We start from the raw sequence: 13,561 nt of genomic DNA, 5'->3' as shown, positions 1-13,561 counted from the left end.
TTTATTTTTTTATAACTCGATTTTACCATCTTGTATTTCAATCACTCTATCTGCATATTCAAATAATCTTTTATCATGCGTAATCATAATACCAATCATATTTTTAGTTTGAACATGTGCTTTAATCATTTGCACAACAGATGTCGCTCTATCTGCATCTAAACTGGCAGTTGGCTCATCTGCTAATATGATTTTAGGTTCATTCATAAAAGCTCTCATTATAGCGACGCGTTGTTTCTCTCCTCCAGATAACAAATGAGGATAAACATCTAAACGATGACTCAGACCTATCTCATTTAATAGTCTTTGTGCTTTATCTTTAGCCTCTTTACGCTTTATACCCGCTTCTTTAGCTACAATCATTAATTGTTCTCTAACTGTTAGATAAGGAACTAAATGAGATGATTGAAAAATAAAACCTATATCATTTAGTCTTAGACTTGTTTTATCAACTTCCTTTGAAAATAAATTCTCGCCTTTATACAAAACATCCCCACTTGACGGACTTAGTAATCCACCTAAAATATTAAGAAGTGTAGATTTACCTGATCCAGATGCGCCACTTAGTATGATGAATTCACCTTGATTCACACTAAAATTAATATTCTTTAATACTTCTGTTTGTGCATCTCCATTGCCAAATGTCTTAGTAATGTGTTTGAGTTGCAATGCCATTATTCCATACCTCCAATTGCTTCTATAGGATCTACTTTTAGAACTTTTATAAAGGATAATAATGCACCGATTAACCCTACAATTAGAAATACGACTATCATTAATAACACCTGACTATAACTTAGATAAAACGGCATAGTTACAGGCATAAAGGCATTTAATATAAGTATGACGGAAAATGCTAAAATAACACCTACCATTGTTGTTAAAATAATTTGTAGTAAAAGTGCAGTTAATAAATGTTTCGTTTTAATACCTATGGCTTTAAGAATGCCTATTTGAGGTATTTTTTGAATCGTCATCACATAGAAGAACGCACTTAAAACAATTGCTGTAATCACAAATAGACTAATAATCATTAAATTAAGCGGCATTTGTTCTGCTTGATAACTAGCAATGTTATCAGTTAATGCCTTTTCATTTACAACCTTTATTCCTTTAATTTGTTTAAGTGATTCTTTGTTATCTTTGTTGATTTTGTCAACCGGATAAAATGTTGATACTTGTTTATTCAATGACTTAAACGCTTCTTTATTCATTAATATCATTGAACTATGTGAGTACATCGATTCATTCATTATGCCGCTTATTTTATAGTTATGATGATGTCCTTTAAAAGTTACAGTATCTCCAACTTTCAAGTCATTTCCAGTCAGTTTCTCACTAATAGCTATTTCATTCTGTTTTTTTGGATAATTACCACTTACAAGTTTTGGCGTAAGATGTTTAGGCGTATTTAATGTGATAACATCTTGATCTTGTTGGTTTATTTTAAGTGTTTGCGTCCCCATTTGAGTTGCATTTTCATGAATGATCTTCTCTATTTTGTTTTGTTGTGATTGGTTCAACTGAGAACTTTCTAACTTCGGTTCCTTATTATCTTCGACTATGTAATGTTCAGCTGGCATATTATTTAAATATGATATATTTTCTCGTGCTAAGCCTTGAGCTAATCCACTAATAAATAACACCATGCTTCCTAATAGAAATATAATTAACATGATTAATGTATAACGAAATCTGTAAAATTTTATTTCTTTCCATGCTAAATTCATATTCAGTACCTCCCACTGCTATTTCAATACATAGTTTAATGACACATTATGAACTGAATATGAACTTTAAGAAGAATTGTTTTTTGATATAGTTATTCATATAATCATTTTATGAATAATAAAGGAGTAAAACTGATGGTGAAGTGTTTAATAGTAGATGACGACTATAAGATATTACATTATGTATCTCAACATCTCGAAGCAGCCCAAATTCAAACCGTCACTCAAGCAAGTGGTGAAAGTGCAATCGCGTACCTTGCAAATAATAAAGTCGACATTGCAGTTGTTGATATTATGATGACTGGCATGGATGGATTTGAATTATGTCAATTGCTTAAAAATGATTATGATCTACCTGTCATAATGTTGACGGCAAGAGATGCTCTGAGTGATAAAGAACGTGCATTTGTAAGTGGAACAGACGATTACGTTACCAAGCCTTTTGAAGTAAAAGAATTGTTATTTAGAATACAGGCTGTGTTAAGACGTTACCAAATTAATTCTCAAGACATTATAAAGTTAGGAAATGTTACTCTAATTCAAGAGTATATGGAATTATCTGTCGACTCTAAAAATGTTAATTTGCCTACAAAAGAGTTTCAATTATTATTTTTATTGTGCGGTCAACCAAAACATATTTTCACAAGAGACACACTAATTGAGCGGATTTGGGGATTCGATTATGAGGGAGATGAAAGAACTATAGACGTTCACATTAAGCGACTACGTCATCGTTTAAATCAATTAAAAGCCACAATTGAGATACAAACAGTTCGTGGACAAGGATACAGGGTGATTACACATGTTTAAGACGCTTTATACTCGTATTGCAATTTACACGATTACAGTCATTCTTTTTAGTGCTTTAGTCAGTTTTCTTTTCGCAAACGTGTACTATCATTTCAATTTAAAAGCACATAATGACGCAAAAATTATGCGTACTTTAAAAGAGGCAAGAGCATTCCATACATCTTCAAATCAATCTGACACTCAATCATATTTTAAACATTTAGGAGATATGAACTATCAAATTATGATTGTAGATCACTCATATCATAAAACATTTTTTGGTGAACCATTCCGAAAAGACACTATTTCAGATTCAGCAATTAACCAAGTACTAAAAGGTAAAGCCTACCATGGTATTAAAAATAAACCTTTCGAACTATTTATAACTGGCTTTTTTGATAATGAAACGGATAATACTGTGGGTATCCCTTTTAACCAAAATAATCAAAAGCTTGCCGTATTTATGCGTCCTGATATAGGTGAAACATTTAGTGAGTTTCGCACTTTTCTAGCTGTTCTTTTAATATGCTTATTAGGTATATCTATCACGCTCGTTATTGCATCTACATATTCAATTATTAAACCTATAAAAATATTGAAGCAAGCAACTGAACGTTTAATGCATGGTGATTTTAATTCACCAATCTATCAAAGTCGTCATGACGAAATTGGTACGTTACAATATCGATTTGAAGCGATGCGACAATCTTTAAAACAAGTAGATGATATGCGACAACACTTTGTTCAAAATGTTTCACATGAAATCAAGACGCCATTAACGCACATTCATCGTCTACTTAGTACGCTACAAAGCAATGTAAATCAAGGAGAGCGTGATCAGATTATTCATGAAATTCATGAAGAAGTTACGCATTTAAGTAATTTAACAAAAGAATTATTATTATTATCTGAACTAGATAACGCTACTCATCTAAAATTTGAAGATGATGTTCACTTTAAAGAATTAATAACTGACATCATTCGTCACGAGCAATATGGGATAGATAACAAACAATTAATGTTGATGTCTGATATAGATACGGTTCATTTCCGAGGAAATAATCGTTTATTACATCAAGCATGTTCTAATCTCATTCAAAATGCAATTAAGTATTCTAATCCCAATAGCATGATTGATGTGAATTTATTTAATAACGAAGGAACTATTTATTTTACCGTTACTAATGAAGGGCATACCATTCCAGAATCAGTGCAACCTCATCTATTCGATCGTTTTTATAAGCGTAATGCTGAGGACAATAGCAATGGATTAGGATTAGCAATTACTCAATCTATCATTCATTTACATCGTGGACAAATATCAGTAACTAGTAATGACCGTGACGGAACGACGTTTTCAGTGACATTGCCTGAAACTAACTAATCAATTTAGTTAGATATTATTTTACAAAGCTAACCACTTACTTCAATATATCTACCATTTAATATTGTTCTAAAAATTTTCTATACATTTGTGGTTAAATGACGTTGAGGAGACATTAGTCGAATGAAACTACGGTTACATATATCACCCGAAGAAGATGAGAAGTATATCGCGATTCACGCACCTGAATTTGATGATGAAGTACAGCAAGTTATTACAAATATTGAAGATTTGAATAGTTTAAAACAACTCTATGGCAAACAAGATGACATGATCCATATTATAGAAATTCAAACCATCATTAGTTTTCGTACACATAAAAATCAAGTCATTGCAATTAGAGACGGCGAACAATTTAAATTGAAAGAACGATTATATGAACTTGAAGAAAAACTTCCTACTTCATTTATTCGAATTTCTAAATCTGAAATTGTAAATATTAATAAGATTAAAAAATTGCAATTGGAACCTAATGGTTTGATTAGAATTTATTTGCAACATATTGATTATACCTACTCCTCTAGAAGATATTTAAAATCCATAAAGGAGAGACTTTCATTATGAGAAAATTATATCAATTTGTTAGTATTTCTTTAGTAATAGGTTTAACACTTTCTATCATTTTTAGTTATATCAATGCTGGCGGTGAATATTATCCAATTTCACCAGTTACAACACTAGGTAAGTTATATTATTCACACTTGTCTGAACCAATTGTAATGCTCATCGCCATTTGCTTGTGGCTTTTAATTGGTGCATTATTTTACTTAGCAAACTTTTTCTTTTCGCACACAGATTGGAGTATCACACGTAGCACATTAATGCATTTTATGTTGAGTTATATCGGATTATTACCAATTGGTATTTTATCCGGATGGTTTTCGCTAAGTGTTTCAAATATATTTATTTTTACATTCTATTTCATCATTATCTACATCATTATTTGGATAATAGAGTTTTTAAAAAGTAGAAAATATGTTTCTGAAATCAATAACCAATTAAATAAAAAATAATTACTAATGAAAAAGCTCCTTATAAAGTAAACACTTAAAGTGCAAACTTTTTAAGGAGCTTAATGTTATTTTATATTGAAATGATACTTATTTTACATTTAAATATTTTTGAATTTCTTTATTAACAGCTCGATAGACGTCCTCATGCTCTGTTAATTTAAGTCCGAAAGAAGGTACCATTTCTTTAATTTTCGGAATCCAATTTTTAAATTCATTACCATAACAACGTTGTAATAAATCTAACATAATATCTACTGCAGTTGATGCACCAGGTGAAGCACCTAATAATGCTGCAAGAGAACCATCATCAGATGTAATTACCTCAGTACCAAACTGTAAGTTACCTTTACTATCTTCAGTATCCTTAATCACTTGTACACGTTGACCTGCAACAATAACTTCCCAATCTTCGTCTTTTGCATTAGGTACAAATACACGTAAATCATTCATACGATCTTCATGTTTTAACATAAGTTGTGATACGAGATATTTAGTTAAATCTATTTCTTTAACACCTGCTGATAACATTGTTAATAAATTATTAGGTTTAACTGAACGTATTAAGTCTAAATTTGAACCTGTTTTTAAGAATTTAGGTGAAAAGCCTGCAAATGGGCCGAATAATAAAGCACGTTCACCATTTACAAATCGTGTATCTAAATGAGGTACCGACATTGGTGGTGCACCTACACTTGCCTTACCGTAAACTTTAGCATGATGTTTTTCGATAACGTCTTTATTAGTACAACGTAAGAACAAACCACTTACTGGGAAACCACCGATATGTTTTGATTGCTTGATACCTGTTTTTTGAAGTAACGGTAAACTTGCACCGCCGGCCCCAATAAATACAAATTCAGATTCATACGTATGACTTTGTCCAGAATTAAGATCTTTAACAGTCACTTTCCAGTTACCATTATCCAGTTTCTCAATATTTTCAACTTCTTGTTTATAAGAGACTTCTACATTTCTTTCTTTTAAATTAGAGATGAGTTTTTTTGTTAATGCACCAAAGTTTACATCTGTCCCACTTTCATCACGAGATAATGCAATTGGAACATGTGATGTTCTTCCTTCAACCATTAAAGGTACCCATTCTTTAATTTTTTCACGATCTTCAGTAATACCCATTTTTTCAAATAGTATATTTTCTTTTAAAGCTGCTACTCTGTTTTTAAGGAATTTTACATTGAAGATACCTTTTACGAAACTCATATGTGGCACTGATTGAATGAAGTTAGATGGATTTTCTAATTGTCCAGTTCTTACTAAATGTGCCCAAAATTGCTTAGATACTTGGAATTGTTCATTGATTTTAATTGCTTTTGTAATATCAACAGAGCCCTCTTTGCCTTCTTTAGTGTAATTCAATTCACAAAGTGCAGAATGCCCTGTGCCAGCATTATTCCAAACATTTGAACTTTCTTCACCAGATTGTTCTAATTTTTCAAATATTTTAATTTCTTTGTCTGGAGATAATTCTTTTAATAATGTACCGAGTGTTGCGCTCATTATACCGCCACCTATTAAGATGACATCTGTTTTGCTATGTTCTGAACTCATAACAATACAGTCCCCCTTTTTTCACATCTTTAGTCGATAGGAAATTATCTTGGCTTAATAAATTAAAACGCTTTCTTTATTTATTAAAATTTTTAATATTAACTTTACGCAGAACGTAAATCGACTTTTTTAATAACTAGTTTAATTATATACATAATCGTTCTATGAAAAAAGTGTTTACATAAAGTTTTCATCTTTTATCAGGAATAAAGGATAGACATATAATATCTTAGCTAGCATTTGCTATTACTATTAGACACTTCTAAGAAATGCTATAATTTTTTATTATGAATTATTTGAGGTGTAACTATGAAATCATTCACATTTTTCATGCATAATATTTATGCATTAGGTGGAACAGTTAAAGCAGTTTCTGAATTAGCTAATACACTTGCCGACAAAGGGCATCACATAGAAATTATTTCTGTTTTTCGAGCTCAAGACGAGCCATATTTTAAAATAAATGACAATATAAAAATTAAAACATTAGTAGACTATCGTTTAAAACCTCAGAACACTAAAGCAATAATGATGAATCGTTTAAATAAATATACTTCACTATTGAAACCAAAAGAAATAAATCAGTTTGAGCCGGGGTTGAATCAATTTTCTAAATATGTAGAACATAAAATGATTAAAGCAATTAAAAAAGTAGATACAGATGTACTCGTTGGTACTAGAGCGAGCTTTAATATTTTAATTTCAAAGTATCATTCAAACGATGTCATAACTGTGGGAATGGAACATATGAACCTACATGCTCATCCGGAAAATTATCAACAAGATATACTCACTGCCTATCGCAACATAGATTTAGTCACAACGCTAACTCAACAAGATCAACTGAATTACGAGCAACAAATCGACACACCTGTTTATACAATTCCAAATATCATCAATCCAGTAAAACATGCTACTAAGAAAGAAAATATCATTATTAGTGCAGGTAGATTAGAATTTGAAAAAGGGTTTGATATTTTAATAGAAAGTGTTCGCCGTATTCAAAATGACCTTAAGCAATTGAATTTTAAAGTAGAAATATACGGTGATGGTCAAGAGCGTGGACATTTGCAACAATTGATTGATCAGCATCAATTAAATGATTTAATTACTATCTATCCTGCAACTCAACAACTTAATACCAAATTATCTAACAGTAAAATTACTGTGGTACCGTCGAGAAATGAAGGTTTTGGTATGGTTTTATTAGAAGCTATGGCTCAAGATAATATTGTTATCAGCTTTAAAGATACACTTGGACCTGCTAGCATTATTAATCATAATTCCAATGGCTATTTAGCCAATTATGGTGATGCTGGTTCTTTAGCAAAATATATAGACATCGCTATGAACCACGTCGATGAAGCTAGTCAGATGATCAATGAAGGACATGTTACTTTGAAACAATATACGCCTAATACGGTTTATGAAAAATTTATGACCGCAATTAATAACGTTTAATTCTACTTATAATTATGTTTGTTTGTGGGGACTGCTATGAATATTCAAAAAGCCCGTAAACGAATTTTTACAATTCATTTACGGGCTATTTTTGAAATAATTATATCTTAGAATAATATTGTATATTAATTACAGAATTAGAGATAAGATAAATGTCCAAATACAGATGAAGATTAGTAATCCAACACTGTAACGTAATGTCATTTTAAGTAATTCTGATTCTTTACCTACTTCTTTAACAGCAGCAGTCGCAATTGCTATTGATTGAGGTGAAATTAATTTCGCTGCTACACCACCAACTGTGTTTGAAGCTACTAGTAATGAACCACTTGTTCCAATTTGTTGTGCAACTGAAGCTTGAATTGGTGCAAATAATGAGTTGTTATTAACAACTGATCCTGTCATAAATACGCCAATCCAACCTAAGATTGGTGATAACACTGGGAACACGTTTCCAGCTTTAGCAATACCTTGACCCATTGCTGCACTTAAACCACCATATGTAGTGATTTTAGAGATTGCTAAGATGAAACAAATTGTTAAAACTGGTAACCATAGTTCTTTAAAAGTTACACCGAATAAACGTCCTGCATCTCCGAAACTTACTTTCTTAGCCATTAATACTGTAATAATAATTGTAATTAAAATCGCTGTACCAGTTTGACCAATGAAATTGAAACTTAACATAATTGGTTTATGAGCGACTTCACTGAAAGTACCTGGTAAATTAAAGTTAAGCACTAATGAAGATAATTTACCATTTGGTAAGAATAAGTTTTTAAAGAATGGTGCGCTCCAAATCATAACTACAACTGTTAATATAACAAATGGACTCCATGCATAGATAATTTCTTTTGCATTGTGATGTTTTGCCGGTTCAGGTTCCACATCTTTCTGTACTCTGAAAATATGTTTTGGTTGGAATTTTCTAGAGAATAAAGCTAACGCTCCCATAGTTACTAATGGTGGGATAATATCAGCTAATTCAGGTCCGTTAAATACTGTTAGTAAACCTTGTAATACTGTATAAGTAACAGATACAACTAAGATAGCAGGTAATGTTTCTTTTACACCTTTTAAACCATCAATGATAAAGATAAGTAAAAATGGTATAAAGAAGTTAATAATTGCTAATGTTAACGTAGATGTTTGAGATACGCCCATTGCGTGAACGCCACCTGGTAAGTGTAGTGTATCTACAACACCTACTGGAATTCCTATAGCACCAAAAGCACCTGAAGCAGCATTTGCTACTAAACATAACATTGCAGCTTGTAAAGGTCTAAAACCTAATTGAGCAAGTAATAACGCACAAATTGCAATCGGTACACCAAAACCAGCAGCACCTTCTAAAAATGCATTAAATGAGAAACCAATAAGTAATAATTGTATACGTTGGTCTTGTGAAATACTTGTAATACTGTCTTGAATCGTATTAAATTGACCAGATTCTTGAGTGATTTTATAAAGTAATACTGCCATCATGACAATATAACCAATCGGAATAATACCTTGATAGAATCCTTCTACAACACCACCTGTTGCAATGCCAAGTGGTAATTTGAAGAACGGGATAGCAATAAGTAATGTAACAACTAACGTTGTGATAGCTGCATAGATACCTTTCATTTTAAAAACGGTTAAGCATAATAAGAATAGAATAATAGGTACTGCGGCTATTAAACTAGATAATACCAAATTATCAAATGGATTAAATGTTTGAACTAACATAATTCTGACTCTTCTTTCCTTTAGTTTGTATTAATGATCACTCTAGCGATATTGACAATTGAAGTTTGAGCGTACTTCTAATTGTTATATTGTTTATTAGTTTGTCGACAAGTTAATAATGCTAGATTTCACAAATTTAAATCTTGTGAACTTTTTCACAATAAAAATATACCATCTTTCTACTTAAATGACAATACTATATAGTACTTTTTATAAAATTTTTGTTAAATTTTCAACAAAATAAAATCCCACTATTTTTCAACGAAAATTTCCAAACATTTCAATTATATAATGATGTAATTTTTGTAAATATGAATTTTTTTAGTCACATGGTAAAATATATTTAAGAAATTTAAGAGTTAAAGGACAATGTATGATGATTAAACAAATAAATATTTCTAACATGCGCCATCTTGCATTACAATTAAACAAAGCCAAATCAGCTGGTTTTTCACATTTCATTCCTTATTCAAATGATATTAAAATCAATCATGATATGTTGGAAGCTATAGACTTAACACATAATTCAATAGCAGTAGATTATACTTTAAATGGTTTATATTTAAATGACTGTCGTTATTTTGGTGAGGATACATTAACATTTTTATCATGGATGAAAAATATTAACCACTATCCTAATATTATTTTCAATATTGACCGTGCTTTATTACATTTATCTAAGTATGATATTCAATCTATTATGGATTTAGCCGTCATTTCTGTTTTAAAAGACGAAATTGATATAGACAATCACGTCGTTTTTGATTTCATCAATGAATGTCGCACTAGCCATGCTTTCTGGGCATCATTAGATACTTTTGATATTAAAAAAATAAATCATTTTGATTTGAACAAATTGGCATACATTCATGGTCACTCTATACCTTACAGTAAATTCAGATATCCTGGCAAAGAAGAAGAAATGCGATTTGTGGATAGTTGGCTTGTTACAACTAAGTTTAAATTACCAAAATGGCTATATAACAAAATGCAAAATCGTGCATTAAACAAACATCGTAATCTAAGCTATGTATACGATAAGGATTCTTCAAAAGTAAAAAACCATGTTGTCTTTTTAGGTTTTGATTATGGTTATAGAGGCAATTCTAAGTATTTATTTAATTATTTTGTGAAGAGAAATCCTACCACTGAAGCTTATTTCATTACTAACGATAGACGTGGACCATACTTTTTACCTACTGATGCTGAAAATAATAAAGAACTTATTGAAACAGCAAAAATTGTAGTCATTGAAAGTTATATTCCTGATGATTTTAAACCAAATGGTACAGTTATCCAATTATGGCATGGAACCCCAATCAAAAAATTATTCTTAGATAGTAAAGAACCAGATCAAAATAAAAATATTTATAATTACAAAGCGCGGAAGTATAATAAATGGCTTAAACAAGATTATCTTTTAACAGATTCCGAATCTGCTGAGGGGTTATTTGAAACAGCTTTTCCTAATCAACATACTCAAATGATACCTTATGGTTATCCAAGAATTAGCTATTTACTACATTATCAGAATGATAAAAATCATCAGAAGAAAATTAAAGATGCATTAAATGTTGATCGAACAAAGCCAATATTATTGTATGCACCAACATGGCATGCGACAAAAGATTCAACTGAATTGATGTCGATTTCACCAGAATTAATAGAAGAATATCACGTCATTTTTAAAGGTCACATAGAGGATGACATGACACTTCCAGAAGGTGCAATTGAAGCGCCAAATCATATTGAAACGCAAGATTTATTATTAATATCTGATGTCGTAATTACCGATTATTCTTCAATTATCTTTGATGCTTTAACTATTGGCAAAAAAGTATGTCTCTATACACCAAATCATTCATCATATCAGCAAGAGCGTGGTGTTTATGATGATGTTATGGAAAGTTTATCTAAAGTTTGGTATACAGATGAAGATTTATTACACAATAACTTAATCCATCATACATTAACTGATATTTCAAAGCATCAACTCGTGAACCGTAATAACACCTCGTTAAAAAGACTAACTCAACTTATGCGAGATATTATCAATAATAAATAATTAATATATAGCCTGGGACACAATTCAATACCTCAGGCTACATACATATATATATATTGGCAGTAGTTGACTGAATTAAAAAACGCACTTGTAAAAATTTTTTAATTCTAGTCAACCTTACCAGGGGATGGGGCCCCGAACCCCAACTCCCCTATTTTATTAGCACCAAACTTTATTCGTTCTATAGCTAAATTTCTCTTTCCATTATTAAATCTATATCGACTACTTCACCTGTAATAAATTCATGTTGTCCTGTGACTTCAAAGCCGTGCTTCTTATAGAATGATAATGCCTGTTGATTATGTTCCCATACACCTAACCAAACCTTATTTTTATTTAGTTCTTTCGCTTTATCAAGAGCCAATTGAATAAACTTTTGTCCTCTTCCCCCACCTTGATAAGTCTTGTAGAAATAAATTCTTTGAATCTCCAAATAATCTTCACCTTTAGGTTCAGTTTGAGCATTACCGACATTAAGTTTTAAATACCCTGCAATTTGATCATTCACCTTGTAAAAATAATGAAATGAATTAGGATTATTTAATTCATTTAACAGCACTTTTTCATTATAGCTTTCTTTGAAAAATTGATTAAAATCATCATCTGAATATTCTCCTTCAAACGTGTCATAAAACGTTGTCTCAGAAATTTGTCGTAAGTCACTCACATCCATATTTTCAATCATTGTTATATATTCACTCATCATTCTTACCTCCTATAATACCGCTCATTATCCATTTTTTATTTTGTAACTTATTCCCTATTAACATGCCACTATGCATTAAATTCGTTTTATTTGTGAACAGAGCAAATTTCTATTGATAATATTTATCAATAAGTATAAAGTATAGATGATATTATTAACAATAATGAGTGAGGTTATCAATATGTTTGTATTAGGAATTACAGGACCGACAAGTTTAGTCGTTATTAGCATAATTGCATTAATTATTTTTGGACCTAAAAAATTACCACAATTTGGCCGAGCAATTGGTAGTACTTTGAAAGAATTTAAATCCGCAGCAGAAAATATAGATACAGATGAAAGTCATGATACTCCCAGTAAAGAATCAAAACAACAACGAGAACACATTAAATAGAAATACACTTCTAGGACACTTTGTTGAACTACGATCGCGTCTCGTCAAAGTGTTCATCGCTTTTATTGTTGCAACGATAATCGTATATGTATCATCACATTGGTGGATGAAACCATTTATACACTATATTAAACGTGCACATGTAACACTACATGCATTTTCATTTACTGAAATGATTCAGATTTACATTATGATTATCTTCTTTGTAGCGTTGTGTTTAATTATACCTATTGTGTTTTACCAATTATGGGCTTTTATTGCACCTGGCCTCCATGTTAATGAACGGGGATTTATTATTAAATATAGCTTATGGTGTGCACTGTTATTTATAATTGGAGTAGCATTTGCGTTTTTTATAGGATTTCCATTAATTATAAATTTCTCTTTAACATTATCTGAAGTTTTAAGTATTGAGCCTGTTATTGGTTTTAAAGCCTATTTGCATGAGTTAATACGATGGTTGCTAATTTTTGGTGTTTTATTTCAACTCCCAACATTATTTATGGGGCTAGCTAAATTTGACTTAATCGATGTTAATGAACTTAAACACTATCGTAAGTATATTTATTTTGGTTGTTTTGTAGTGGCGAGTATTATTGCCCCACCAGATATTACTTTGAATTTATTATTGACATTGCCTTTGATTATTTTATTTGAATTCAGTATGTTTATCGCAAGAATTTCACAACGATCATAATAACTAATAAACCTCGAGTACTTGT

Annotated in this window: 13 protein-coding genes; 8 read left to right on the top strand and 5 right to left on the bottom strand. The window is 30.9% G+C overall.

Annotated elements, in window-relative coordinates:
- Positions 1-9: 9 nt before the first annotated feature.
- Both AC1RRU_RS02420 and AC1RRU_RS02415 read right to left on the bottom strand, forming a co-directional pair.
- Complete coding sequence (locus tag AC1RRU_RS02420; protein ID WP_011275024.1) at positions 10-675, bottom strand: ABC transporter ATP-binding protein; 666 nt, start codon at positions 673-675, stop codon at positions 10-12.
- Positions 675-1,730, bottom strand: a complete 1,056-nt coding sequence (locus AC1RRU_RS02415) for an ABC transporter permease (protein ID WP_011275023.1) — start codon at positions 1,728-1,730, stop codon at positions 675-677. The genes AC1RRU_RS02420 and AC1RRU_RS02415 overlap by 1 nt, the downstream gene beginning before the upstream one ends.
- Positions 1,731-1,865: 135 nt before the next feature.
- Between AC1RRU_RS02415 and AC1RRU_RS02410 the strand changes: the two genes are divergently transcribed.
- From AC1RRU_RS02410 to AC1RRU_RS02395, 4 genes are all read left to right on the top strand, one after another.
- On the top strand, positions 1,866-2,540 hold the full coding sequence (locus AC1RRU_RS02410; RefSeq protein WP_011275022.1) for a response regulator transcription factor: 675 nt from the start codon (positions 1,866-1,868) through the stop codon (positions 2,538-2,540).
- Positions 2,533-3,903 (top strand): ATP-binding protein, encoded by a 1,371-nt coding sequence (locus AC1RRU_RS02405; protein ID WP_493196432.1) that lies wholly within the window; start codon positions 2,533-2,535, stop codon positions 3,901-3,903. Before AC1RRU_RS02410 ends, AC1RRU_RS02405 begins: the two co-directional genes overlap by 8 nt.
- 123 nt (positions 3,904-4,026) lie before the next feature.
- Positions 4,027-4,467, top strand: coding sequence for a LytTR family DNA-binding domain-containing protein (locus tag AC1RRU_RS02400; protein WP_011275020.1), 441 nt, complete (start codon positions 4,027-4,029; stop codon positions 4,465-4,467).
- The gene (locus tag AC1RRU_RS02395) at positions 4,464-4,916 is read left to right on the top strand and encodes a DUF3021 domain-containing protein (protein WP_016931140.1); all 453 of its coding nucleotides are present in this window, start codon (positions 4,464-4,466) and stop codon (positions 4,914-4,916) included. The genes AC1RRU_RS02400 and AC1RRU_RS02395 overlap by 4 nt, the downstream gene beginning before the upstream one ends.
- 87 nt (positions 4,917-5,003) lie before the next feature.
- Here AC1RRU_RS02395 and mqo read toward each other — a convergent pair whose 3' ends face one another.
- Positions 5,004-6,482 (bottom strand): malate dehydrogenase (quinone), encoded by a 1,479-nt coding sequence (gene mqo / locus AC1RRU_RS02390; protein ID WP_011275018.1) that lies wholly within the window; start codon positions 6,480-6,482, stop codon positions 5,004-5,006.
- Between the two features lie 309 nt (positions 6,483-6,791).
- Between mqo and AC1RRU_RS02385 the strand changes: the two genes are divergently transcribed.
- Positions 6,792-7,943 carry a glycosyltransferase family 4 protein gene (locus tag AC1RRU_RS02385; protein WP_011275017.1) on the top strand — a complete coding sequence of 384 codons (1,152 nt, stop codon included), beginning with the start codon at positions 6,792-6,794 and terminating at the stop codon, positions 7,941-7,943.
- A gap of 129 nt (positions 7,944-8,072) precedes the next feature.
- On the opposite strand, the gene AC1RRU_RS02380 is transcribed toward AC1RRU_RS02385, so the two are convergent.
- The gene (locus AC1RRU_RS02380) at positions 8,073-9,674 is read right to left on the bottom strand and encodes an L-lactate permease (protein ID WP_011275016.1); all 1,602 of its coding nucleotides are present in this window, start codon (positions 9,672-9,674) and stop codon (positions 8,073-8,075) included.
- 376 nt (positions 9,675-10,050) lie between these two features.
- On the opposite strand from AC1RRU_RS02380, the gene AC1RRU_RS02375 reads away from it, so the two are divergent.
- Entirely contained in the window at positions 10,051-11,739 is a 1,689-nt protein-coding gene (locus AC1RRU_RS02375; protein ID WP_011275015.1) for a CDP-glycerol glycerophosphotransferase family protein, read from the top strand.
- Positions 11,740-11,926: 187 nt separating this feature from the next.
- On the opposite strand, the gene AC1RRU_RS02370 is transcribed toward AC1RRU_RS02375, so the two are convergent.
- Positions 11,927-12,442 carry a GNAT family N-acetyltransferase gene (locus tag AC1RRU_RS02370; RefSeq protein WP_011275014.1) on the bottom strand — a complete coding sequence of 172 codons (516 nt, stop codon included), beginning with the start codon at positions 12,440-12,442 and terminating at the stop codon, positions 11,927-11,929.
- A gap of 166 nt (positions 12,443-12,608) precedes the next feature.
- Between AC1RRU_RS02370 and AC1RRU_RS02365 the strand changes: the two genes are divergently transcribed.
- Positions 12,609-12,839: a twin-arginine translocase TatA/TatE family subunit gene (locus AC1RRU_RS02365; RefSeq protein WP_370444502.1), complete on the top strand. Its 231-nt coding sequence runs from the start codon at positions 12,609-12,611 to the stop codon at positions 12,837-12,839.
- On the top strand, positions 12,790-13,536 hold the full coding sequence (gene tatC / locus AC1RRU_RS02360; RefSeq protein ID WP_041615095.1) for a twin-arginine translocase subunit TatC: 747 nt from the start codon (positions 12,790-12,792) through the stop codon (positions 13,534-13,536). Before AC1RRU_RS02365 ends, tatC begins: the two co-directional genes overlap by 50 nt.
- Positions 13,537-13,561 lie beyond the last annotated feature (25 nt).

The organism is Staphylococcus sp. GW821-FHT11H10 (assembly GCF_058807855.1).
The sequence above is the reverse complement of the archived record's forward strand: the minus strand, read 5'-3'. Positions and strand labels throughout refer to the sequence as shown.